The sequence below is a fragment of the Sphingobium sp. Ant17 genome (assembly GCF_000588875.1).
Taxonomy (GTDB): domain Bacteria; phylum Pseudomonadota; class Alphaproteobacteria; order Sphingomonadales; family Sphingomonadaceae; genus Sphingobium.
In genome coordinates, this window is the sequence record NZ_JEMV01000067.1 from 1 (window position 1) to 23,592 (window position 23,592).

Sequence of the window (23,592 nt, forward strand, 5' to 3'; positions counted from 1 at the left end):
CGCGCGGTGCCAGGCGGCAGCAGCGGGCAGCCGCGCCATCGCGCCATCGCAGCTGAAGGTGAACTGGCAGCGATAATCGGTGCGTTCCGACCCTTCATAGACGACGCCGCAAACCGTGTCGGGCCAGTGCTGGCTGCGCACCCGGTTGAGCACCACCTGCGCGACGGCGCGCTGGCCGTCCTCGGGCTCGTTCCCCGCTTCATAATAGATGGCCGAGGTCAGGCAATTGACGGCGCGATAGCTGTCGAGCGGGGTAATGCCACGGAAGATGGCGGCCGGGGCGGCCTTTACGGCATCAAGGCCAAGCACATGCTGTGTCTGCACGGTTTCGACGCCGGGGACAGGGTCGAACGCGCCCTGCGCGAAGAAGAAGGCCGAGCCGGGGAAATTCGCGGCGGATTCTTCGGCCGGGTCGATCGAATGCCGAACATGGTCGCGTCCAGCATGTCGAGTGGCGCGGCGGTGATGAAGCGGGGGGCGGCCAGCGCCAGCAGTGCGAATCCGATGATCGCGCCACGTCCCTTCCATCCGCTAAACTGTTCCAACCGCTGCATTTCAAGACCTTATCGCCGCGACCATGGATCGCCTGACCCCGCCCATAGGGTAAAATAGTTGAAATTGCTGCCCGCATTTCACGCCGTGCCGCGATGGGACGTTAACCAGCGCCCAGGTTAACAATCCGCCCTTTCACCCGGCCATCATTCCCTTGCTTGGCAAAGGGGCGCGGCGTCCGCTATGCGTCATGCCATGCTGCTCCAGAACAATAGTCTCGCGCTGATTGGCAACACGCCGATGGTGCGCCTCGCCGGCCCTTCCCAGGACACGGGCTGCGATATCTTCGCCAAGTGCGAATTTGCAAACCCCGGCGCGTCGGTCAAGGACCGCGCCGCGCTGTTCATCGTCAATGATGCGGAGGAACGCGGGCTGTTGAAGCCGGGCGGCACCATCGTTGAGGGGACGGCGGGCAATACGGGCATCGGCCTGGCGCTGGTCGCCAATGCCAAGGGCTATAAATCGATCATCGTCATGCCCGAAACCCAGAGCCGCGAGAAGATGGATACGCTGCGTGCGCTGGGCGCGGAACTGGTGACGGTGCCAGCCGCGCCCTATTCCAACCCCGGCCATTTCGTCCATACCTCGCGCCGCATGGCGGAAGAGACGGAAGGCGCGATCTGGGCCAACCAGTTCGACAATATCGCCAATCGCAAGGCGCATATCGTCGGTACGGCCGAAGAGATCTGGACCCAGATGGAGGGGCGGATCGACGGCTTCACCTGCGCGGCGGGGACCGGCGGGACGATCGCGGGGGTCGGGTTGGGCCTGAAGGCCAAGGATGAAGGCATCACCATAGCGCTGAGCGATCCGCATGGCGCGGCGCTGTTCAACTATTATGCCCATGGCGAATTGAAGGCGGAGGGGTCTTCGGTCGCCGAAGGGATCGGGCAGGGGCGGGTCACCGCCAATCTGGACGCGCGCCGATCGATACGCAGTTCCGCATTTCGGACGAGGAAGGGCTGGAATGGGTCCGCCGCCTGCTGAGCGAAGAGGGGCTGTGCCTTGGCCTGTCGTCGGGCATCAATGTCGCGGGCGCGGTGGCGCTGGCGCGGCAATTGGGGCCGGGCAAGCGGGTCGTCACCATATTGTGCGACACCGGCTTCCGCTATTTGTCGACTCTGTATAATCGCCATTGGCTCGAAGCGAAGGGCTTGACGGTCTTCCCCTGGCTCGCGCACAGTGCATGACGATCCGACACGGATCGTGGTGACGAGTAAATGAGCAAATCCATGGCTGAGACACCCCGCCGAACGGAAGGGTTGCAGCGCGTTCAGATCGGCCTGACCGGACTGGCGGGCGTCGTCCTGCTGGTGGGGCTGGCCAATATCGTGATTGAAAAGGCGCGGGTTGACGATGCTGCCCTGCCGCCGCCGGTGGTGCCGACGATGACCAGCAATGCGGCCGTGTCGCCGAGGGATCCGCTCGCCGAACTCGGGGTTCAGCCCGCCCCCGAACAGGCACCGATCGTACCCGACCTGGAACCCGACCCCAATTTGCGCAAGCCCATGGACCGCGATCCGGCGCAGCCGTCGCGCTGACGCCTATGGTCAGGATCAGGGAAGGCCGCCCATGATGGCGGCGCTGAAACGAGTCCTGATCCTGTGGCTGCCTGGATTGGCAGTCCTGCTTACCGGATTACAGCGCGCATTTTTGACCGGACAGGCCGACCCATGGGACTGGGCTTTGCCCGCGCTGCTGGTGATGGCGGCGATGGGGTTGGTGCTCCCGCAGCGGGGGTGGCCCTTGCTGGCCTGGACCGCGGGTGGCGTAGCGTCTGCTCTGATATTGTGCGGCGTGGCGGCGGGGCGATGGCCTGATCCGGTGGCGGCGATCGGTCTGCTGGCGGTCGCGCTGTCATCGGCTTTCGGCGCGGCGTTGGTTCGGGACGTTTCTCGACGTCGCGCGACGCGAACGGCCGGTGGGATTGTCTTGCTGGCTCTGGCGGCTTTGTTGGTGTGGCGCGGCCCTGCGCAGTTGCTCGAACCGGTCGCCGATCGCCCGACAGTGGCGGTCATCACCGCTCTGCCCTTGTTCTGGGACGAGAAGGGACAGGCCGGGCGCGCCGACGCCGCGATCGTCACGGTGTTGCGCACCCGTTTCACGATCCAACCGATCGACGATCCGGCGCAACTGGACCAGTCGCGCGCGCACCTGCTGCTGCTGGCCCAGCCGCGCGCAATGACGCCCGAGGCGCTGGTGGCGGTCGATCGCTGGGTGCGGGGCGGGGGCAAGGCGCTGGTGCTGGCGGACCCGTTGCTGCTCTGGCCATCCGACCTGCCCATGGGGGATCGCCGTCGCGCGCCGTCCGTCAGCCTGCTAGAGCCGTTGCTGCACCATTGGGGCTTTGCCTTCGGCCCTGTCGAGACGGGTGAACGGCGCTGGTTCCTGCCCGACGATACCCTGGTCACCGTGTCGGGCGCGCAGAGGGCGAGCGAGGCGGACTTGGTACAGCGCAAGCGGATCGGGCGGGGTGAGGTCGTGCTGCTGGGCGACGCCGATCTGATCGATGACCGGCTTTGGCTCGCCGATCCCGCCCGTCCGCTCGACCCTCGCCTCTGGAGCGCTGACACGCCCGCGCGCGTCGCCCACTGGCTGGGCGCGGCGGTTCCCGGCGACCGGCGCTGGATGCGCGAGGGGCCAGCCGTGATCGCGGCGGTGCGTTGGGCGATTCTGGCTGGGATGGGCTGGGCGATTCTGGGTGCGCTACTGATCCAGCGGGTCTGGCCGCGCAACGGCATGAGAACAAAAAAGGTATATCCCGAAGGAGGCGCACGGAAAAGCCGTTGATCCCATTTTTGACCGGCTTTTCCCGGTAAATCCCGAAAATTCCCTTTGCAGCCCAGCCCATGCTTGATAGGTATCTCGCATTGGGGTTTTTCAGGCGTTGATCAGTCCTGTGCATCGGGATTCGCGATCGCGGTTCCGTGGGCAGGAAATCTGTGCCCCATGGAAAAGGGGCCGCTTGTCGCCGTGTCGGACGTTATTCTCTATTCAGGCAACGCATTCAGCGTCGCGGACGGCAAAGGCCGGTTCGTGCTGCCTCTGGAGATGCGCAAGCTGGTCAAGCAGGCCAGCGGCGGCGAAAACCGGCTGTGCCTGTCGATCCACATGGCCAATGGCTGTGCCACAGGCTTTGGCCTGTCGCATAAACAGTTCCTGTTCGACGAAGTCGCCGAGCTGGAACGGCTGGCGCGCGAAGCGAACCGCCCTTTCAACGGTGATCTGGAGCGCGAAAACCGCCTCGGCACGATCGAGGACGTCAATTTCGATGATGGCGGCCGTTTCTTCCTGCACCCCGATATCAAGGAAGAAGTGGGCATCACCGACGCGGCGTTCTTTTATGGCGTGGGTCGCTATTTCCAGTTGTGGAGCCCGCAGGCCCTGGTCGAGAGCCCCGATCGCCCGGCGCTGATCCGCAACAAGGTCAAGCGCTGGCTCGACGCGCGCGCGGCGGAAGCCGGCCAATGAGCGAGGCTGCTCCGCACATCCCCGTGCTGCTCGATGAAGTGCTCGACGCCCTCGCGATCGCGCCGGGCGAAACCCATGTCGATGGCACCTTCGGCGCGGGCGGCTATTCGCGCGCCATGGCGGCCAAGGCGCGCGCGTCATCGCCTTCGATCGCGACCCCGATGCGATCCGCGAAGGCCAGGACGTCGCCAATGCGCACGACATCCTGCTGATCGCGGGCGAATTTTCGCGGATGCGCGAATTGCTGGCCGAGCAGGGCATCGAGTCAGTCTCCGGCCTGACGCTCGATATCGGCGTATCCTCGATGCAACTCGACCGCGCCGATCGCGGCTTTTCCTTTCAGGCCGACGGTCCGCTCGACATGACGATGAGCCAGGCGGGGATGAACGCCGCCGATTTCCTGAACGAAGCGGCCGAGGAGGATATTGCCGACGTCATCTATCGCTATGGCGACGAACCCCGTTCGCGCCGGGTCGCCCGCGCGATCGTGATGGCGCGCCCATTGGAGCGGACGGGGCAGCTTGCCAGCGTCGTGCGCCGCGCGCTGGGCCACAAGCCGCATGACAAGAAAGATCCCGCCACCCGCACCTTCCAGGCGATCCGCATTCATGTGAATCGCGAACTGGAGGAATTGGAGCGCGGGCTGGAAGCGGCCGAGGCGCTGTTGGAGGAAGGCGGTCGCCTGGCGATCGTCACCTTCCACAGTCTGGAGGACCGCATCGTCAAACAGTTCCTGCGCAATCGCAGCGGGGGCGAGGGGGGCGGATCGCGCCATATGCCCGAGAAACAGGCGAGCGCCGCGCCGACCTTTGCCAAGCCGGCCAAGGCGGTGCGGGCCAGCGAAGCGGAACTGGCGCGCAACCCCCGCGCCCGATCCGCGACGCTGCGCAGCGCCATTCGCACCGCCGCACCTGTGTCTTCGTCTTCCTCCGCCCGGAGTGCCCATCCATGATCGCCGTCAAGAGATTGCAGAGCCTGATCTGGGTGATCCTGGTCGCGCTGGGCGCGCTCGGGGGCCTATATGGTGTCGCTCAAGGTCGCGACCGAGCGTAACGAATTGATGCGGGTGCGCGCGCAGATTGCGCGGACGCAGGGCGACATCCGCTATCTGGAGACGGAATTCAGTGCGCGCGCCTCGATGCGTCAGCTGGAAAGCTGGAACCAGCATGATTTTCTCTATGCGACGCCGACCGCCGGACAATATCTGGCGGGCGAACGCGCGCTGGCGCAACTGGACGGGGTGCAGCCCAACGGCCCGGATTATGTCGCGCCGCCGGTGATGGTGGCGATGGTGGAAACCCCAGCCGACCTGCCCTCTGCCCCACAGGCTGCGCCTGCCAGCCCTGCAGCGACGCAGATTCGCAGCGACATCGCCGTTATTCGCGAAGCGCATGCCGCCGATAATGTCGAAAAACTGGCCAAGGCCAAGCCGCCCCGCACGCCTGCGGTGCAGGCCAAGGTTGACGCCGATGTGTCCAAGCCCAATCCAGTCGCGCGCAAAGCCGAGCGGATGGCGATGCTCGACGCCAAGCTGCTGGACGACAGCACGCTGGGTGACCTGAGCGCCACGGCGGCGCGCGAACGCAAGAAGGGGGCACGCTGATGGCCACGATCATCGTGCAGCCTGGTCATGCGCGTGTCGGGCGCCAGCGGGTCAGCCTGACGGCGGTTGCGCATAACCGGCTGATGCTGCTGCTGATCCTGTTCATGCTCATCACGCTGATCCTGATCGGTCGGCTTTTCTGGGTCGGTATCTTCACGCCGAGCGGGCAGGGCGATGATGCGCTCTCGGCCTTTCTGCCGGCGCGCGCCGACATCGTCGATCGCAACGGCGTGCCGCTGGCGCGGACGATGGATGCCTATTCTGTGGCGGTGCGGCCGTCCAAGCTGATCGGGGAACCGGCCGAGCTGGCGCGCAAGCTGCATGAAATCTTTCCCGAGGAAGCCGAGGCGACCTTCTACAAGAAGCTGACCGGCAAGGGCTGGGCCTATCTGCGCCGTCGCGCGCTGCCCGAGCAGGTGGCGGCGGTGAATGCGCTGGGCGAGATCGGCATCGAATTTCCGCGCGAGAAGGAGCGGCTCTATCCGCAGCGCACGTTGGCGGCGCATGTGCTTGGCTTTGCGCCCAATAGCGCGGGCGTCGGCGGGATGGGCGTGGAGTCCGCCTTCAACGATCGGCTGACCGACGTGACGCTGCGCGGCAAGCCTTTTGCCGTTTCGATCGACAGCCGGGTGCAGGGCGCGCTGGAAAGCGAGCTTTATGCGCAGATGGTGGCACAGCGCGCCCGTGGCGCAGGCGGCATCATATTGGATGCCAATACCGGCGAGGTGATCGCCATGGCGTCCATCCCGGTCTTCGACCCGAACAAGCTCCAAAATTATGCCGGCAAGAGTTGCAGCCAGTCGCCGCTATGCAACCAGATGGTGCAGGCGCGCTATGAATTGGGGTCGACCTTCAAGCCGTTGTCGATTGCCGCCGCCATGGACAAGGGCGTCGTGACGTCGATGAGCAAGCGCTATGACGCGACCGCCCCGATCGCCATTGGTGGATTCCGCATCAAGGACGATCATGCGATGGGGCGCTGGATCAACGTGCCCGAAACCCTGGTCCACAGTTCCAACATCGCGACGGCGCGCATTGCCGACGAACTGGGCGCAGCGCCATTGCAGGAATTGTTCCGCAATCTCCATTTCGATCAGCGCGCGCCGATCGAGCTGAAGGAGCGGGCGGGCACGTTGTGGCCCGCCAATTGGGGACGGATCACGTCGATGACGGTATCCTATGGCCATGGCATCGCGGTGACGCCGCTGCACCTGGCGAGTGCCTATGCCGCGCTCGTCAATGGCGGCCTGTGGCGGCCTGCGACCCTGCGCAAGCTGGATGCGGATGACGTGCCGCAGGGCCGGCGTGTTTTCTCCGCTGCGACGAGTGCCCGGATGCGCCAGCTGTTGCGGATGATCGTGTCGGAGGGTACAGGGCGCAGCGCCGACGCCAAGGGTTTCCGGGTGGGTGGCAAGACGGGCTCCGCCGAGAAGCCCGAAGAAGGTCGCTATAACAAGAGTTCGCTGGTGACGACGTTCGCCTCTGCCTTTCCGATGGACAATCCGCGCTATGTCGTGCTGGCGATGATGGACGAGCCCAAGGGCAATGCCGAGACGTTCGGCTTGCGTACCGCCGCCTGGACGGCGTCGCCGGTGGTCAAGCGCGTGGTCGAGCGGGTCGGGCCGATGCTGGGCGTGATGCCCGACGAGCGGCGCGACGTGGATATTTCGGACCTGATGCCGCTGCTGTGGAAGCCCAAGGGAGCAAGCGAATGACGCGTCTGGGATCGCTGATGGAAGGTCTGGACGCCAACGTCGGGCCGGACGCCGACCTTGAACAGAACATTAGCGGCTTTGCGATCGACAATCGCAAGGTTGCGCGCGGCACGGTGTTCGGCGCGTTCCAGGGGCTGCGCGTCAATGGCGAGGATTATATTGCCGATGCGGTAAAGGCGGGCGCGATCGCCGTGGTCGCGCGGCCGCAGGCGGTGGTCGAGGGCGCGATCCATATCGCACACGCCAATCCCCGCCGCCTGTTCGCGCAACTGGCCGCCCGCTATTTCGCGCCTTTTCCCGATGTGACGGTCGCTGTTACCGGCACAAACGGCAAAACGTCCACCGTGGAGTTGGCGCGGCAATTGTGGCGGATGATGGGGCATCATGCCGCCTCCATCGGGACGCTGGGCGTCACCACCTCGGTCGATCAGGTTTCGACGGGGCTGACGACGCCGGACATCGTCACTTTCCTGGCCAACATGTCGGGCCTGCGCCGCGAGGGCGTCAGCCATGCGGCGTTCGAGGCGTCGAGCCATGGGCTGGACCAATATCGGACCGAAGGATTGCCAGTTGTCGCGGGCGCCTTCACCAACCTGTCGCGCGACCATCTCGACTATCATGGCGACATGGACCGCTATTTCGACGCCAAGATGCGGCTGTTCGATGAAGTCGTTGCGGCGGATGGCGCGGCGGTGGTCTGGGCCGATGACGCCTGGTCGGACAAGGTGATCGCGCGGGTCGCGGCGCGGGGGCTGAAACTGCTGTCGGTCGGCGAGAAAGGGGAGGCGTTGCGCCTCGTCTCGCGCACGCCGACGCAATTAGGGCAGATGCTGGAGATTGAGGTCGAGGGTAAGCGTTACACCGTCAACCTGCCGCTGATCGGCGCCTATCAGGCGGCCAATGCGCTGACGGCGGCGGGCCTGGTCATCGCGACCGGCGGCGACGTGGCCAAGGTGCTGGAACTGCTGGGCCGGGTGCAGCCTGTGCGGGGCCGTCTGGAACGGGCGGTCATCAGCCGGACGGGCGCGCCGGTCTATGTCGATTATGCGCATACGCCCGATGGCCTGAAGGCCGCGATCGAGGCCCTGCGTCCCCATACCAAGGGGCGGCTGATCGCGCTGTTCGGCGCAGGCGGGGATCGCGATGCGGGCAAGCGGCCGCTTATGGGGCAGGTCGCCGCGGAACTGGCCGATCATGTGATCGTGACGGATGATAATCCCCGGTCCGAAGAACCATCCGCGATCCGCGCGGCGGTGATGGCAGGTGCGCGTGGTGCAGAGGAAATCGGCGGGCGTCGCGATGCGATTGCGGCCGCGATCGCGCAGGCGGGTAAGGACGATATCGTGCTGCTGGCCGGCAAGGGGCATGAGCAGGGTCAGATCATCGGTGACCGGGTGCTGCCCTTTGACGATGTGACCGTGGCGCGGGAGTGCGCGGAGTGAGCCTGCCCCCCGTCCTCCGTTCGGTTCGAGCTTGTCGAGAACTATGCGCTGCCTTCTCGACCGACGCTTCTCGACTTCGCTCGAAGCTGCTCGAAGCGAACGGGGAGGAGGGCGCGTGAGGGAGCCATTGTGGACCTCCGCAGATATCGCTCAGGCCACGGGCGGCGCCGTGTCGGCGCCGTTTGCCGTTTCGGGCGTGGCGTTCGACAGCCGCGAAGTGACGGATGGCGACCTGTTCGTCGCGATGAAGGGTGAGGCGACCGACGGACATAAATTCCTCGACAAGGCCTTTGCCCAGGGCGCGGCCGGGGCGATCGTCAGCGAGCCGGTGGACCATCCCCATATCCTGGTTCCCGATAGTGCCGCCGCGCTTGAAGCGCTGGGCCGGGCGTCGCGCAAGCGTATGGGTGGCAAGGTGATCGGCGTCACCGGATCTGTCGGCAAGACCGGGACCAAGGAGGCGCTGTTCCAGGCGCTGGATCGTGCGCATCCGGGCGAGGTTCACCGCTCGGTTAAAAGCTATAACAACCATGTCGGCGTGCCACTCAGCCTGTCGCGGATGCCGCGCGACACGGCGTTCGGCGTGTTTGAAATGGGCATGAACCATGCGGGCGAACTGGCCGCGCTGACCCGGCAGGTGCGGCCCGATGTGGCGATCATCACCGCCATTGCGCCCGCCCATATCGAATTTTTCGGCACCGAGGCGGCGATCGCCGAGGCCAAGGCGGAGATTTTCGAAGGGTTGGCACCGGGCGGCACCGCGATCATCCCCTATGACAGCCCGCATGTCGCGCAACTTTATAACAAGGCGGAGCGGTACGCCGCGCGGATACTAACCTTTGGCACCAGCCCGCAGGCCGACATTCATGCGCGCGAAACGGTGCCTGCGCCGGGCGGCGGCACGCTGGTGACGGCGAAGCTGCCCGATGCCGAGCTCTGTTTCACGGTGGCGGCACCGGGGGATCATTGGGTGTCCAATGCGCTGGCGGTGCTGGCTGCGGTCGATGCGGTCGGGGGCGATCTGGCCGCGGCGGGGCTGGCTCTCGCCGACATGCCGGGCCTGCCGGGCCGGGGCGAACGGCGGACCCTGTCGGTCGGTGGCGGCACGGCACTGCTGATCGACGAGAGCTATAATGCCAACCCGCTATCGATGGCGGCGACGCTCCGCCAATTGGGCCGCGAGCCAGCCGACCGGCGTCTGGCAGTGCTGGGCGGGATGCGCGAACTGGGCAGCCGCAGCGCGGAACTCCATGCCGACATCGCCGCCGTGCTGCGCGACAACGGGATCGACTATGCCATCCTGGTCGGCGCGGAAATGCAGCCGCTCGCCGATGCGCTGGCGGGCATGCTGCCCTTCGCGCATGTCGCCGATACGGCCAGCGCCATCCCCATCATCCAACAAGACGTGCGCGCGGGCGACGCGCTGCTGGTCAAGGGATCGAACGGCATCGGCCTGTCCCGGCTGGTCGCGGCCCTGGCCAACGGAGAACAAGACTAATGTTATATTGGCTGGCCGAGACGCTGGACTTTGCGGGTATCTTCAACCTGATCCGCTATCTGAGCTTTCGCGCGGGTGCGGCGATCTTCACCGCGCTGATCATCGGCCTCGTCATCGGCCCTAAATTCATCGGCTGGCTGCGCGTCCGTCAGGGCAAGGGGCAGCCGATCCGTGAGGACGGCCCGCAGACGCATCTGGCCAAGCGGGGCACACCGACCATGGGCGGGCTGATGATCCTGACCTCCATGATCATTTCGGTGCTGTTGTGGATGGACCTGTCTTCCACCTATGTCTGGGCCTGCCTGTTCGTGACGTTAGGCTTCGGCGCGATCGGTTTCCTGGACGATTATGACAAGGTGACCAAGGCCAGCCACAAGGGGCTGTCGGGCAAGATGCGGCTGGCGTTCGAATTTCTGATCGCGGGCGTCGCGGCGTGGATGATCGTCAACCAGCATGGTAATACCGCGCTCTACGTGCCTTTCTACAATGGCCCGGCGATCGAGCTTGGGCCGTTCTATTTCTGCTTTGCCGCCTTCGTGATCGTGGCGTTCGGCAATGCGGTGAACCTGACCGATGGGCTGGACGGGCTGGCGACGATGCCGGTCATCATCGCCTGCCTTGCCTTCATGCTGATCGTCTATCTGGTCGGGCGCGCCGATTTCGCGGAATATCTGGGCATTCCGCATGTTCCGGGGGCGGGCAACCTGACGATCCTGTGCGGCGCGATCATCGGGGCGGGCCTCGCCTTCCTATGGTTCAATGCGCCGCCTGCCGCCGTGTTCATGGGCGATACCGGATCGCTGGCGCTGGGCGGGACAATCGGCGTGATCGCGGTGACGGCGCATCATGAAATCGTGCTGGGGATCATCGGCGGCCTGTTCGTGGTCGAGGCGATGAGCGTCATCATCCAGGTCTTTTTCTACAAGCGCACCGGCAAGCGGGTGTTCAAGATGGCGCCGATCCATCATCATTTCGAGCAATTGGGCTGGGCCGAACCGACCGTGGTGATCCGCTTCTGGATCATCGCCTTCGTACTGGCGCTCGCCGGTCTTGCGACGTTGAAGCTGCGATGATCGTTTCGGACGTCTTTGCGGGCAAGACCTATGCCGTGCTGGGGCTGGCGCGCTCCGGCCTTGCGACGGTTGAGACGCTGCTGGCCAGCGGCGCGCGGGTCGTGGCCTGGGACAGTCAGGAAACGGCGCGGGCGCAGGTCGAAGGTCGGGCCGAACTGGGCGATCCGATGGAGATCGACCTGACCGGTTTCGATGGCATCGTCGTGTCGCCGGGCGTGCCGCTCAACCGGCATCCGATCACGATGCGCGCCAGACTTGCGGGCGTGCCGATCATCGGCGACATCGAACTGTTCGCGCTCGCCCGGCCGACCCTGCCGCCGCATAAGGTCGTTGGCATCACCGGCACCAACGGCAAGTCGACCACGACCGCGCTGATCCACCATATCATCGAACAGGCAGGCTATCCGACGGTCATGGGCGGCAATATCGGCCTGCCGGTGCTGGGCCAGCCGCCGCTGGAGCCGAACCTGCAGGGTGTGGGCGTCTATGTGCTGGAACTGTCGAGCTATCAGATCGACCTGACTTATAGCCTGGACTGCGACGTTGCGGTGCTGCTCAATATCACGCCCGATCATCTCGACCGCTACAATGGGTTCGAGGGCTATGTGGCGAGCAAGGCGCGGCTGTTTGCGATGCAGTCGGCGGGGCATGTCGCGGTAATTGCGACTGAGGATGAACCGAGCCGGGCGATTGCTAAAAACCTCCGTCATTCCAGCGCACGCTGTAATCCCACTTCTTCTTCGGCAACGGAAGAAAAGAGAGATCCCAGCGTTCGCTGGGATGACGTGATTGAGGTTGGGGTCAGAGACATCGATCCCAATACCCAACTTGGCTGGCCTGCTTTGCAAGGCCCCCACAATGCGCAGAATGCGGCTGTCGCGATCGCCGTCGCCAAGGCGCTCGATATCGATGACGAAACCCTGGCCAATGCGCTCGTCAGCTATGCCTCGCTTCCCCACCGGATGCAGGCGGTGGCGACGCGCAACGGCGTCCTTTACGTCAACGACAGCAAGGCGACCAACGCTGCCTCGACCGCGCCTGCGCTCGCCGCCTGGCCCGCAAAGGACGGCCGCCCCCGCATCCACTGGATCTTGGGCGGCGTCGCCAAGTCCGACAATCTGGACGAATGCGCCCCCCATTTCGCCAATGTCGCCCATGCCTATACGATCGGCGAAGCGGGGCATATGTTCGCCGACTTGCTGCGTGGCTCTATGGCGGTGGACGATAGCGAGATGCTAAGCGCCGCCGTCCGCCGCGCCGCGCGCATCGCACAGCCTGGTGACGTCATATTGCTCTCGCCCGCTTGTGCCAGTTTCGACCAGTTTCGCGATTTCGAGGCGCGCGGCGATGCGTTCGTCGCGGCCGTCGCGGCACTCGACTAGACGGCATCGGGGGCAGGGCATGAACAGGGAAGGGACGACGCGCATGTCTAGAGCTGGCGACCTGGTGAAAGGGTTTCGCACCCGCACCGTGCCGCGCGAACGCACCGCGCTCGCCATCTGGTTCTGGGAGATCGACCGCGTCCTCCTGTCGCTGATCGTCGCGCTGATGGCGATCGGGCTGGTGGCGGTCGCCGCCGCGTCCCCGGTGGCCGCGATCGATCGGTCGACCGCGCAGATCGCGGTCAATCCGCTGCTCTATTTCTATCGCCAGCTCTTCTTCGTACTGCTCGGCCTGCCGGTCATGCTGGTCATCTCCATGCTGCCCCGGCCGCAGGCGCGGCGGCTGGCCACCTTCATGGCGGTGTTCTTCTTCGTGATGCTGCTGATGGTGCCGTTGCTTGGCAGCACGGTGAACGGCGCGAAGCGGTGGATCGATTTGCCGGGCTTCCGCTTCCAGCCGTCCGAATTTCTCAAGCCCGCCTATGTCGTGACGCTGGCGTGGCTGCTGTCGTTGCGCGGCAAGGATCAGAGCCTGCCGGTCATCCCGCTGACCGGCGTAACCACCGCGCTGATCGCGCTCGTCCTGATGCGCCAGCCCGATTTCGGCCAGACGGTGATCTTCTGCGCCTGCTGGGGCGTGTTGCTGCTGTTGTCGGGCGTGTCGATGCGGGCGATCGGCGGGCTGATCGCGGCGGGTCTCGCGGGGCTGGTCGCTGTCTATATGTTCTATGAAAATGGTCGCCAGCGCTTCAACGACTTCCTCGGCATCGGCGTGGATGAGAGTGTGGGGCCGGACCAGACCGACTTGGCCTTCCGCACCATCACCCATGGCGGCTTTACCGGTGTCGGGCCGGGCGGGGGCCAGCATAAGTTTCGCCTGCCCGAAGCGCATACCGACTATATCTTCTCGGTGATTGGTGAGGAATTCGGGCTGCTCGCCTGCATTGCCATCGCCTGCGTCTATCTCGCCATCATCGTGCGGGTGCTGCTGCGCCTGCTGGATGAGGAAGATGTGTTCACCATTCTCGCTGCTGCAGGCCTCACCACCCAGTTCGGTTTGCAGGCGATCATCAATATGGGCGTCAATGCGCAGATATTTCCGTCCAAGGGGATGACGCTGCCCTTTATCAGCTATGGCGGCTCCTCTATGCTCGCGCTTTGCATCGGCGTCGGCCTGTTGCTCGCCTTCACGCGACGCAACCCCTTCATGGGTCGGCATACGGTCGTCAAATGGAGTGGTCGATGAGCATTTCCCGTCACTTCGTCCTGGCCGCTGGCGGGACGGGTGGTCATATGATTCCTGCCCATGCGGTAGCCGAGGAGCTGATGGCGCGCGGCCATCATGTCGCCTTGGTCACCGATGAGCGTGGGGCGAAGATCCCCGGCATTTTCGATGGCATGCAGGGCAATCGGGCGCAGGTGCATGTCCTGCCCGCCGGACGCATGACCAAGAGCCCGGCAAGCTGGCCTGGTGCGATCAAGGCGATCTGGGCGGGCCGGGCGATGGCGCGCCGGTTGCACGAGACGTTCCGGCCGACCGCCGTGGTCGGCTTTGGCGGCTATCCCGCCATGCCCGCCCTGCTGGCGGCGCTGGCCGATGGCATTCCAACGGCAGTGCATGAACAAAATGCCGTGCTGGGCCGGGTCAACCGCTTGCTTGCCGGACGGGTCGATGCGATCGCAACGGCCTATCCCGGGGTCGAGCGGCTCAAGCCCAAATATGGTGCGAAGGTCCATCTGATCGGCAATCCGGTGCGCGAGGAGGTGAAAGCCCTGCGCGACGAGGATTTTCCGGCGCTGACCGACGAGAGCGTGTTCCGGGTGCTGGTGATCGGTGGCAGCCAGGGGGCGTCCATCTTGTCGAGCGTCGTGCCCGAAGGCCTGTCGATGCTGCCGGTTGCGCTGCGTCGGCGGTTGCAGGTGACCCAGCAATGCCGCGCCGAGGATATCGAGCGGGTGCGCAAGACCTATGCGGAGATGGAGATCCCCGCCGACCTCGCCACCTATTTCAATGACGTGCCCGAAAAACTGGGCTGGGCGCATCTGGTGATCGCGCGGGCGGGGGCATCGACGCTGGCGGAACTGACCTGCGCCGGGCGGCCCGCGATCCTGATCCCGTTGCCAAGCGCCATGGACGATCACCAGACCGCCAATGCGCGCGAGATGACCGACGCGGGCGGCGCGCGCACGATACCGCAGGCGCGCTTTACCGCCGTCGAACTGGCCAAGCAGATGCAGAAAATGGCGATGGAGCCAGGTGCGCTGCAGAACGCCGCCAAACGCGCATGGGGTTGCGGACGTCCCAACGCCGCGCGTGACATGGCCGACCTGCTGGAAAGCATTGGCCATGCGCCGATCGTCAATGATCCGGTGCGGGTCGGGCCGATGCCCACGACGCTGAATCTGGCGGGGGTTCCGGCGTGATGGCTTCCCTCTTCCGTCATGCCAGCGAACGCTGGCATCCCACTTCTTCTTTCTCCGTCGCTCTTGAAGAAAAGAGAGATCCCAGCCTTCGCTGGGATGACGGTGTTGTTTCGGAGATTATCGCATGAAGGGTGTCGGCACGGACATCGGCACGATCCATTTCATCGGCATTGGCGGCATCGGCATGTCGGGCATCGCCGAGGTGATGCACAATCTGGGCTATGATGTTCAGGGCAGCGATGTGGCCGAAGGCTATGTGGTCGAAGGACTGCGCGCCAAGGGCATTCGCGTGATGATCGGCCACAAGGCGGAAAATCTGGGCGATGCGGCGGTAGTGGTGACATCGACCGCGATCAAGCGCGGCAACCCGGAGGTCGAGCTGGCGCTGGAAACGCGCGTGCCGGTCATCCGGCGGGCGGAAATGCTGGCCGAACTGATGCGGCTGAAATCCACCGTTGCCGTTGCGGGGACGCATGGCAAGACCACGACGACGTCGATGGTCGCGGCCTTGCTGGACGCGGGCGGGGTGGACCCGACCGTCATCAATGGCGGCATCATCAACAGCTATGGCTCCAACGCGCGGCTGGGCAATAGCGACTGGATGGTGGTGGAGGCCGACGAGAGCGACGGCAGCTTCCTGCGGCTGGACGGCACGATCGCGGTCGTGACCAATATCGATCCCGAACATCTCGACCATTATGGCGATTTCGACCGGGTGAAGGACGCCTTTGTCGAGTTCGTCGGCAATGTGCCTTTCTATGGCGCGGCGTTGCTCTGCCTTGACCATCCCGAAGTGCAGGCGATCTTGCCGCGGGTGCAGGATCGGCGGATCGTGACCTATGGCTTTTCGGCGCAGGCCGATATTCGCGGCGACAATGTGGTGAGTTTCCCCGGCGGCAACCGTTTCGACATTCAGGTGCGCGAGCGCGATGGGTCGACCCGCAAGATCGAAGGCATCGAAATGCCGATGCCAGGGCGCCATAACGTCCTGAACGCCATGGCGGCGATCGGCGTGGCGCTGCACATGGGCATCGACGATGCGACGATCCAGACGGGCTTTGCCAAGTTCGGCGGGGTCAAGCGGCGCTTCACCAAGGTTGGCGAGATTGCGGTCGGGGGTGGCAGCGCCATCGTGATCGACGATTATGGCCACCATCCGGTCGAGATCAAAGCGGTGCTGGCGGCGGCGCGCGAAGGTGCGCAGGGTCGCGTGATCGCCGTGGTGCAGCCGCACCGCTTCACGCGACTGCGCGATTTGATGGATGATTTCCAGCAAGCGTTCAACGATGCGGACATGGTTTACGCAACGCCCGTCTATACCGCTGGCGAGCAGCCGATCGAGGGCGTGGACAGCGCCGCGCTGGTCGCGGGGTTGAAGCGCCGGGGGCATCGCCATGCTTCGACCGTGGCCGATATGGACGAACTGGTCGATGCGATCGCCGCCGACATCCAGCCGGACGACATGATCGTCTGCCTGGGCGCGGGCGACATCACCAAATGGGCGGCAGGCCTTGCGGCGGCGGTGTCCGCCAAGGTCAAGGAAGCGGTCTGATGTTCGAACTGTTCGCCGTTGGCCTGGAAATGCAGAAGCGAATGATCGACGTGCAGATGCAGGGCGTGGAAGCCGCGCGCGACATGGTCGATGCCGCACAGCGAAACGTACAGGCCGGCATGGCCGCGACCCAGGCCAATGGATCTGGGGTTAAGGCCATGAAAAAATGGATGAATATGTGGGGGCTGCGCGGTTGAGCCTGACCCTTCCTGCTGTCCGTGGCACGATCAAGCCCGATGCGCCGCTGGCCCCGCTGGTCTGGTTCAAGGCGGGTGGCGCGGCGCAATGGCTGTTCGAGCCGAAGGATACGCAGGATCTGTCCGATTTGCTGTCCGCGCTCGATCCGGCGGTGCCGGTGATGGCGATCGGCCTTGGTTCCAACCTGATCGTGCGCGATGGCGGGGTGCCGGGCGTGGTGGTGCGGCTGGGCAAGCCCTTTGCCACCGTCGAGGCGCTGGACGCGACTACCCTGGTCTGCGGCGGCGGGACGTCGGGCATTCTCGTCTCCTCGACGGCGCGGGACAAGGGCATAGCGGGGCTCGAATTTCTTCGCTCCATCCCCGGCACGGTCGGCGGGTTCGTGCGGATGAATGGCGGCGCTTATGGTCGCGAGACATGCGACATTTTGGTGTCGTGCGATGTGGTGCTGCGGTCGGGCGAGCGGGTCACGCTCTCGAAGGATGAGTTGGGCTATAGCTATCGTCACTCGACCCTGCCGGAGGGGGCTGTCGTGGTCAGTGCTTGCTTCCGGGGCGTTCCGGGTGAACCCGCTGCGATCCAGGCGGAGATGGACAGGATCGCCGCTGCGCGCGAAGCCAGCCAGCCGCTGCGCAGCAAGACCGGGGGATCGACCTTCAAGAACCCGGACGGGCACAAGGCCTGGGCGCTGGTGGATGAGGCGGGCTGTCGCGGCCTGCAACTGGGCGGGGCGCAGGTGAGTGAGAAGCATACCAATTTCCTGCTTAACCTGGGCGATGCGACCAGCACGGATATCGAAGCGCTGGGCGAAGAAGTGCGGCGGCGGGTGAAGGATAAGAGCGGCGTGGAACTGGAATGGGAAATTCAGCGGGTGGGGATGGTGAAGTGAGTGGCATTCTCTTCCCGCCATCCCAGCGAACGCTGGGATCCCACTGCCTTCTTGCGCCGCGCAGACAGAAAAGAGAGATCCCAGCGTTCGCTGGGATGACGGAGATTGATCGATGACCCGTGGTCCCTGGCATGTTGCCGTCCTGATGGGTGGCTGGTCGGCGGAGCGGCCCGTTTCCCTTATGAGCGGGGAGGGCGTTGCCAAGGCGCTGGAATCGCGGGGGCATAGGGTCACGCGGATCGACATGGATCGTGACGTCGCCGCGCGGCTGACGGAGGCCAAGGCCGATGTCGTGTTCAACGCGCTGCATGGCGTTCCGGGCGAGGATGGCACGGTGCAGGGGATGATGGACCTGATGGGCCTGACCTACACCCATTCGGGCCTCGCTACATCGGTCATCGCGATCGACAAGCAACTGACCAAGCAGGCGCTGGTGCCGCATGGCATCCCCATGCCCGGCGGCAAGATCGTGACGAGCGAGAGCCTGTTTGCGGGCGATCCGCTGCCGCGCCCCTATGTGTTGAAGCCGGTCAATGAAGGCAGTTCGGTCGGCGTCGCGATCGTCACCGCGGAGGGCAATTATGGCCATCCCATCGGTCGTGACAGCGTTGGCCCGTGGCAGGATTTTCCCGAATTGCTGGCCGAACCCTATATTCGCGGGCGCGAATTGACGACCGCCGTGCTGGGCAATGAAGCGCTGCTGGTGACGGAATTGCGCCCCAAGAGCGGCTTTTACGATTTCGATGCCAAATATACCGATGGCATGACCGAACATGTCTGCCCGGCCGATATTCCGCCCGACATCACCGAAGCCTGCAAGGCGATCGCGCTGCGTGCGCATCAATTGCTGGGCTGCCAGGGGGCGTCGCGCGCCGATTTCCGCTGGGACGATGAACAGGGGATCGAGGGTCTTTATCTGCTGGAGGTCAATACCCAGCCTGGCATGACGCCGCTCAGCCTCGTCCCCGAACAGGCAGCGAAGCTGGGCATTGACTATGCCACGTTGGTGGAGACTATTGTCGAGGAAGCGCTGTCGCGCGCCAAGGGGACCGGACATGGCTGAAGCACGCATTCGACGCGGCGGTTCCGCGCGCCTCAGCAGCGCGCGGGATACGGCGACCAAGGGGCGGCGCGGCCGCACGCTCAAGCGCCAGTCCAGGCTGGACCGGGTGATCGAAGCGCTGCCGGTCAGCGAAGCGACGCTGCAACGCATGGCGAGCTGGGCGATCGTCGGCATTTTCGGCGCGGGCGTGGTCGGCGTCGCGATGCTCATAGGCGTGCCTGCCATGGCGCATAAGCAGGCGGCGCTGCTGGCCGCGCGCGCCGGGTTCGAGGTCGACAAGGTCGAGGTGCGCGGCGTCGAGCGGATGGACGAGCTGCCGGTCTATAATATCGCGCTGGGACAGGTGGATCGTTCGATGTTGTCGCTCGACCTGCCCAAGGTGCGCGAGCAGATGCTGCGGCTGGGCTGGGTCAAGGATGCGCGCATTTCCCGTCGCCTGCCCGATACGCTGGTCGTCGATATCGTCGAGCGCGATCCGGTCGCGGTGTGGCAGCATGGCGGGCGGCTGCACCTGATCGACGTGACGGGCGTGGTGCTGCAGTCCGTATCCGCCAACGCGATGCCCGACCTGCCGCTGGTGGTGGGGCCGGACGCCAATCGGCAGACGGCGGGGCTGAACGCGTTGATGGACAATGCGCCCGCGTTGAAGCCGATGCTGGCAGGCGCCACCTGGGTCGGCAATCGCCGCTGGGATCTGCGGTTCCAGTCGGGCGAAACCCTGTCGCTGCCCGAAGGCGACAAGGGGAGCGCGGCGGCTCTGGTGAATTTCGCGCGCATGGACGGCGTCAACCGCCTGCTGGGGCGCGGGATCGTCAAGTTCGACATGCGTGACCCCGATCGTTTCGTCCTGCGTCTGCCGCAGGGCAAGGTCGAGGACAAGCCGATGGCCACCGACGGCACGACCGCGAGCGCTGCGCCCGCGGAGGAAGAGGGCTAAGTCCCATGGCGCAGCCAAGGTCGAAAAGCTGATCACCGCGATCGATATCGGGTCGTGGAAGGTCTCCGCCTTGATCGCGGGGCGGACCGACACGGGCGAGCTGGCGATATTGGGCACGGGCCAGCGCGAGAGCCGGGGTGTGCGGCGCGGCTTCATCGCTGATATGGAGCGCACTGAACTCGCCGTGCGCGAAACGATCGAGCAGGCCGAGCGGGTTGCGGGCACCAATATCGAGGATGTCTGGGTCAGCTTTTCGGGCGGCAGCCTGGTCAGCGATGTCGTCACGGTCGAGCGCGACATGGCGGGCTATCGCATCGAGCAGGCGGATATCGATGATCTTTTGACGACGGGGCAACAGGGCATCGACCCCGATGGCCGGGTCGTGCTCCATGCGCAGCCGACCTGCTTCACCATCAATGGCCGGGTGCCGGTGAAGAAGCCATTGGGCATGCATGCCGACCTGCTTGGCGTCGACATCCATGTCCTGCTGGCCGATGGCGCGCCGCTCGCCAATCTCGACCTGTGTGTGCGGGGAGCCTATCTGAACGTCAATTCGATCGTCGCCGCGCCGATCGCCACTGGCCTCGCCTGCCTGTCCGAAGAAGAGCGCGACCTGGGCGTGGCGCTGGTGGAGATCGGGGCGGGGGTGACCAATGTCTCGCTTTATGCAGGCGGCATGCTGGTCGGGCTGCACAGCATCCCGATCGGCGCGGCGGACATTACCGACGATATCGCGTCGGCCTTTGGCATTCGTCGCAGCCAGGCGGAGCGGATCAAATGCTTTTACGGGTCGGCGATGCAAAATCCGCGCGATTTCCGCGAGATGATCGAGATCGCGCCGCCCCATGGCGAAGGCGCGGCGGCGGGGCAGGCGGCCGGGCCGAATGCGGAAGGTGGCAAGATCACCCGCGCGGCGCTGGTCGGCGTCATTTGCGAGCGGTTGAACCAGATCATGGCCGAAGTGAATACGGCGCTGGCGGGCATGGGGTTCAACACGCCGACCGGGCGGCAGGTCGTGCTGACCGGTGGCGGTGCGGAAATGAAGGGCATTGCCGATTATGCCCAGGGCGCGCTGGGCCGCGCCGTGCGGATCGGGCGGCCACGCGGTTTGTCCGCCATGCCCGAAGCGCATAGTGGCCCGGCCTTTGCAACTTTGGCGGGGCTGGCGCTTTACGGTGCTTCCAACCCGGTTGATCTCCGAACGATGGCGCCGCCGCCGCAGACGGTGCATCGTCTGGGAACTCCGCTCTGGTGGCAGCGGATGATGCGCGCGATGAAGACGAACTATTGACCGAATTTGGAATGAAACGAAAATAGCTGGTGAAATTCCCTATTTTCTGGTGTTAACAATTAGTGACGGTGTCGCTTCCTGACGAGGAAGCTGAGGGAGCAGAATATATGAGCATTGAAATCAGCCCACCGCATGTGGACGAACTGAAGCCGCGGATCGCGGTGATCGGCGTCGGCGGCGCGGGCGGCAATGCCATCGCGAACATGATCGCTGCGCATGTCGAGGGTGTCGATTTCATCGTCGCCAATACCGACGCGCAGGCATTGAACAGCTCGCCGGCCGAACGCCGCATCCAGCTTGGTCCGCAGATCACCGAGGGCCTTGGCGCAGGATCGCGTCCCGAAATCGGCAAGGCGGCGGCGGAAGAAACCATCGCCATGGTCGAAGCGGCGCTGGAAGGCGCGCATATGTGCTTCATCACCGCTGGCATGGGCGGCGGCACCGGCACCGGCGCGGCGCCCGTCATTGCCAAGGCGGCGCGCGAGCGCGGCATCCTGACCGTCGGCGTCGTGACCAAGCCCTTCACCTTTGAAGGCAATCGCCGCATGAAGTCGGCGGAAAGCGGCATCGACGAGCTGCAGAAGCATGTCGACACGCTGATCGTCATTCCGAACCAGAATCTGTTCCTGATCGCCAACCCGAACACGACCTTCAAGGAAGCGTTCCAGATGGCGGACGAAGTGTTGCAGCAGGGCGTGCGTAGCATCACCGACCTGATGATCATGCCTGGCCTCATCAACCTCGACTTTGCCGACGTGCGGTCGGTGATGGGTGAGATGGGCAAGGCGATGATGGGCACCGGCGAAGCGGAAGGCGACGGCCGCGCTTTGCAGGCGGCCGAGAAGGCGATCGCCAACCCGCTGCTCGATGGCGTGTCGATGCGCGGCGCGAAGGGCGTGATCGTCTCCATCGTCGGCGGCGAGGACATGCGCCTGATGGAAGTGGACGAAGCCGCCAACCATATCCGCGAGCTGGTGGACCCGGACGCGAACATCATCTGGGGCAGCGCGTTCAACGACAATCTGAACGGCAAGATCCGCGTGTCGGTGGTCGCCACCGGCATCGACAATGAGATCGGCAACCATGCCGCGCCGCTGACGCAGCCGTTCAGCTTCGCCAGCCGCCCGGCCGTGTCGGTGCCTCAGGGCGGTGCGCCCAAGGCCACCGCGCCCGCGCCACAGGCTGCGCCCGCCACTGCGCCTGCGCCGGAACCCGAAACGCTGGAACTGGACGTGCCCGCGCCGCCTGCGCCTGCGCCCGTCGAAGCGGCGCCCGCGCCCTTCGCTGCGCCCAAGCCTGCGGCAGTATTTTCCGACGAAGGGCCGGACCAGGACGAACTGGTTCTGGGTGCCGACAATGCTGCGCCAGCCGCTGCCCCGGCTCAGCCCGCTGCCCCGCGCGTCGCGAGCGGTGGGACGTTGTTCGAGCGGATGGCGGGCCTCACCCGTGGCGCGGACAAGGTGCCAGGTGGCGATGACGCCGCTGGTGTCGACATTCCGCGCTTCCTGAACCGCCAGAACAACCAGTAAGATCATCGCGCGCGGCCTGCGCCGGGCCGGCCCTACAGCGCGCCGTCTGTCCTAAGGGGCAGCACGGCGCGCTTTTTTGTTTGGGTGATTTCCTATTCGCGTATTGATCCGCTAGAGCGCGGATGTGACACAATATCTTTCATGGATTCTTGGCGGCCTGCTGATGGCTGGAACCGCGCAGGCGCAAACCGACCAGGCCCAACTGGTCCGTCCTCTAGGCGCCGCCGACCTCAACAGCAATCTTGCGCGCCTGTCGGCCAATCCGCGCGACGTGGATGCGTTGATCGGGGCGGGGGAGGCTGCGCTGGCACTGGACGATCCGCGTGCGGCGGCGGGTTTCTTTGCGCGCGCCGATACGATCACCAGCGGCAATGGCCGGATCAAGGTGGGGCTGGCGCGGGTCAATCTGAAACTGCAAAATCCCGCAGAGGCGGTGCGGCTGTTCGATCAGGCCGGGCGGCTGGGCTTTGCCGACGCGACGATCCTGGCGGATCGTGGATTGGCGCGGGACATGACCGGCGATCAGGCCGGGGCGCAACGGGACTATCAGGCCGCGCTACAGCGAACGCCGGATGATGCCGAACTGATCCGCCGCTATGCCGCGTCGCTGGGTATATCGGGGCAGGTGGATGCGGCCGAGCGGGCGCTGCAACCCTTGCTCTACAAGAGCGACCGGGCAGCCTGGCGCTATCGCGCCTTCATTCTGGCTATGAACAAGAAGCAGGCGGACGCACGCAAGGTCGCCGACCAGACCATGCCTGCGCCACTGGCGGCGGCGATCGTCCCCTATATGCAGAAAATGCCTTATCTGACCGCGCCGCAAAAGGCGGCGGCGGTGCATTTCGGTCAGTTTCCGGCGCAGACCGGCACGCGCATCGCGGCAATTACGCCCACCGCGCCAGCGCCCGGCACACCGCAGGTCGTAGTGCCAGCCGCACCGGTGGCGGTCGCCGCCGCGCCGACCAGTCGGCCG

17 protein-coding genes and 5 pseudogenes are annotated in these 23,592 nt (G+C 65.1%); 21 read left to right on the forward strand and 1 reads right to left on the reverse strand.

Annotation, left to right across the window (positions count from 1 at the left end):
• Positions 1 to 554 (reverse strand): annotated as a pseudogene (locus tag BF95_RS20560) (cell wall hydrolase); the annotation flags it as partial.
• Between the two features lie 193 nt (positions 555 to 747).
• On the opposite strand from BF95_RS20560, the pseudogene BF95_RS20565 reads away from it, so the two are divergent.
• The 21 genes and pseudogenes from BF95_RS20565 to BF95_RS20665 form a co-directional block, all read left to right on the forward strand.
• Positions 748 to 1,742, forward strand: a pseudogene (locus tag BF95_RS20565) (cysteine synthase A).
• Positions 1,743 to 1,784: 42 nt separating this feature from the next.
• Entirely contained in the window at positions 1,785 to 2,093 is a 309-nt protein-coding gene (locus BF95_RS20570; RefSeq protein ID WP_043154019.1) for a hypothetical protein, read from the forward strand.
• A 31-nt stretch (positions 2,094 to 2,124) separates the two neighbouring features.
• The gene (locus BF95_RS20575) at positions 2,125 to 3,342 is read left to right on the forward strand and encodes a Gldg family protein (protein WP_051520157.1); all 1,218 of its coding nucleotides are present in this window, start codon (positions 2,125 to 2,127) and stop codon (positions 3,340 to 3,342) included.
• Positions 3,343 to 3,525: 183 nt separating this feature from the next.
• The gene (locus tag BF95_RS20580) at positions 3,526 to 4,023 is read left to right on the forward strand and encodes a division/cell wall cluster transcriptional repressor MraZ (protein WP_043154023.1); all 498 of its coding nucleotides are present in this window, start codon (positions 3,526 to 3,528) and stop codon (positions 4,021 to 4,023) included.
• Positions 4,020 to 4,975 (forward strand): annotated as a pseudogene (gene rsmH, locus BF95_RS20585) (16S rRNA (cytosine(1402)-N(4))-methyltransferase RsmH). Before BF95_RS20580 ends, rsmH begins: the two are co-directional and overlap by 4 nt.
• Positions 4,972 to 5,626 (forward strand): annotated as a pseudogene (locus BF95_RS20590) (colicin transporter). The pseudogenes rsmH and BF95_RS20590 overlap by 4 nt, the downstream one beginning before the upstream one ends.
• Positions 5,626 to 7,341: a peptidoglycan D,D-transpeptidase FtsI family protein gene (locus BF95_RS20595; protein WP_043154000.1), complete on the forward strand. Its 1,716-nt coding sequence runs from the start codon at positions 5,626 to 5,628 to the stop codon at positions 7,339 to 7,341. Before BF95_RS20590 ends, BF95_RS20595 begins: the two are co-directional and overlap by 1 nt.
• The gene (locus BF95_RS20600; protein WP_051520158.1) at positions 7,338 to 8,783 is read left to right on the forward strand and encodes a UDP-N-acetylmuramoyl-L-alanyl-D-glutamate--2,6-diaminopimelate ligase; all 1,446 of its coding nucleotides are present in this window, start codon (positions 7,338 to 7,340) and stop codon (positions 8,781 to 8,783) included. The genes BF95_RS20595 and BF95_RS20600 overlap by 4 nt, the downstream gene beginning before the upstream one ends.
• Before the next feature lie 115 nt (positions 8,784 to 8,898).
• Positions 8,899 to 10,281: a UDP-N-acetylmuramoyl-tripeptide--D-alanyl-D-alanine ligase gene (locus BF95_RS20605; protein ID WP_043154028.1), complete on the forward strand. Its 1,383-nt coding sequence runs from the start codon at positions 8,899 to 8,901 to the stop codon at positions 10,279 to 10,281.
• Positions 10,281 to 11,354 (forward strand): phospho-N-acetylmuramoyl-pentapeptide-transferase, encoded by a 1,074-nt coding sequence (gene mraY, locus BF95_RS20610; protein ID WP_043154003.1) that lies wholly within the window; start codon positions 10,281 to 10,283, stop codon positions 11,352 to 11,354. The genes BF95_RS20605 and mraY overlap by 1 nt, the downstream gene beginning before the upstream one ends.
• Positions 11,351 to 12,736, forward strand: coding sequence for a UDP-N-acetylmuramoyl-L-alanine--D-glutamate ligase (gene murD, locus BF95_RS20615; RefSeq protein WP_043154005.1), 1,386 nt, complete (start codon positions 11,351 to 11,353; stop codon positions 12,734 to 12,736). The genes mraY and murD overlap by 4 nt, the downstream gene beginning before the upstream one ends.
• A gap of 43 nt (positions 12,737 to 12,779) precedes the next feature.
• Entirely contained in the window at positions 12,780 to 13,982 is a 1,203-nt protein-coding gene (locus tag BF95_RS20620) for an FtsW/RodA/SpoVE family cell cycle protein (RefSeq protein ID WP_043154030.1), read from the forward strand.
• Entirely contained in the window at positions 13,979 to 15,160 is a 1,182-nt protein-coding gene (gene murG / locus BF95_RS20625) for an undecaprenyldiphospho-muramoylpentapeptide beta-N-acetylglucosaminyltransferase (protein WP_043154007.1), read from the forward strand. The genes BF95_RS20620 and murG overlap by 4 nt, the downstream gene beginning before the upstream one ends.
• A gap of 124 nt (positions 15,161 to 15,284) precedes the next feature.
• On the forward strand, positions 15,285 to 16,712 hold the full coding sequence (gene murC, locus BF95_RS20630; RefSeq protein WP_043154008.1) for a UDP-N-acetylmuramate--L-alanine ligase: 1,428 nt from the start codon (positions 15,285 to 15,287) through the stop codon (positions 16,710 to 16,712).
• Positions 16,712 to 16,909: a hypothetical protein gene (locus BF95_RS20635; protein WP_043154010.1), complete on the forward strand. Its 198-nt coding sequence runs from the start codon at positions 16,712 to 16,714 to the stop codon at positions 16,907 to 16,909. The genes murC and BF95_RS20635 overlap by 1 nt, the downstream gene beginning before the upstream one ends.
• Entirely contained in the window at positions 16,879 to 17,799 is a 921-nt protein-coding gene (gene murB, locus BF95_RS20640) for a UDP-N-acetylmuramate dehydrogenase (protein WP_200867022.1), read from the forward strand. Before BF95_RS20635 ends, murB begins: the two co-directional genes overlap by 31 nt.
• A gap of 112 nt (positions 17,800 to 17,911) precedes the next feature.
• Positions 17,912 to 18,862 (forward strand): D-alanine--D-alanine ligase, encoded by a 951-nt coding sequence (locus BF95_RS20645; RefSeq protein ID WP_043154012.1) that lies wholly within the window; start codon positions 17,912 to 17,914, stop codon positions 18,860 to 18,862.
• Positions 18,855 to 19,799 carry a cell division protein FtsQ/DivIB gene (locus tag BF95_RS20650; protein ID WP_043154013.1) on the forward strand — a complete coding sequence of 315 codons (945 nt, stop codon included), beginning with the start codon at positions 18,855 to 18,857 and terminating at the stop codon, positions 19,797 to 19,799. The genes BF95_RS20645 and BF95_RS20650 overlap by 8 nt, the downstream gene beginning before the upstream one ends.
• Positions 19,774 to 21,090: a cell division protein FtsA gene (gene ftsA / locus BF95_RS20655; protein WP_051520159.1), complete on the forward strand. Its 1,317-nt coding sequence runs from the start codon at positions 19,774 to 19,776 to the stop codon at positions 21,088 to 21,090. Before BF95_RS20650 ends, ftsA begins: the two co-directional genes overlap by 26 nt.
• A 107-nt stretch (positions 21,091 to 21,197) precedes the next feature.
• A complete protein-coding gene (gene ftsZ / locus BF95_RS20660; protein WP_043154015.1) occupies positions 21,198 to 22,619 on the forward strand; it encodes a cell division protein FtsZ in 1,422 nt (473 codons plus the stop codon).
• Positions 22,620 to 22,782: 163 nt separating this feature from the next.
• Positions 22,783 to 23,592: pseudogene (locus tag BF95_RS20665) on the forward strand (SPOR domain-containing protein); the annotation flags it as partial.

Bases quoted from the DNA above. Each gene is read 5' to 3' on its own strand.
- murD (WP_043154005.1), top strand. From the start codon at position 11,351: ATGATCGTTTCGGACGTCTTTGCGGGCAAGACCTATGCCGTGCTGGGG.
- murB (WP_200867022.1), top strand. From the start codon at position 16,879: ATGGATGAATATGTGGGGGCTGCGCGGTTGAGCCTGACCCTTCCTGCT.
- murC (WP_043154008.1), top strand. From the start codon at position 15,285: ATGAAGGGTGTCGGCACGGACATCGGCACGATCCATTTCATCGGCATT.
- BF95_RS20570 (WP_043154019.1), top strand. From the start codon at position 1,785: ATGGCTGAGACACCCCGCCGAACGGAAGGGTTGCAGCGCGTTCAGATC.
- mraY (WP_043154003.1), top strand. From the start codon at position 10,281: ATGTTATATTGGCTGGCCGAGACGCTGGACTTTGCGGGTATCTTCAAC.
- BF95_RS20575 (WP_051520157.1), top strand. From the start codon at position 2,125: ATGATGGCGGCGCTGAAACGAGTCCTGATCCTGTGGCTGCCTGGATTG.
- murG (WP_043154007.1), top strand. From the start codon at position 13,979: ATGAGCATTTCCCGTCACTTCGTCCTGGCCGCTGGCGGGACGGGTGGT.
- BF95_RS20645 (WP_043154012.1), top strand. From the start codon at position 17,912: ATGACCCGTGGTCCCTGGCATGTTGCCGTCCTGATGGGTGGCTGGTCG.
- BF95_RS20650 (WP_043154013.1), top strand. From the start codon at position 18,855: ATGGCTGAAGCACGCATTCGACGCGGCGGTTCCGCGCGCCTCAGCAGC.
- BF95_RS20595 (WP_043154000.1), top strand. From the start codon at position 5,626: ATGGCCACGATCATCGTGCAGCCTGGTCATGCGCGTGTCGGGCGCCAG.
- BF95_RS20620 (WP_043154030.1), top strand. From the start codon at position 12,780: ATGTCTAGAGCTGGCGACCTGGTGAAAGGGTTTCGCACCCGCACCGTG.
- ftsZ (WP_043154015.1), top strand. From the start codon at position 21,198: ATGAGCATTGAAATCAGCCCACCGCATGTGGACGAACTGAAGCCGCGG.
- BF95_RS20635 (WP_043154010.1), top strand. From the start codon at position 16,712: ATGTTCGAACTGTTCGCCGTTGGCCTGGAAATGCAGAAGCGAATGATC.
- BF95_RS20600 (WP_051520158.1), top strand. From the start codon at position 7,338: ATGACGCGTCTGGGATCGCTGATGGAAGGTCTGGACGCCAACGTCGGG.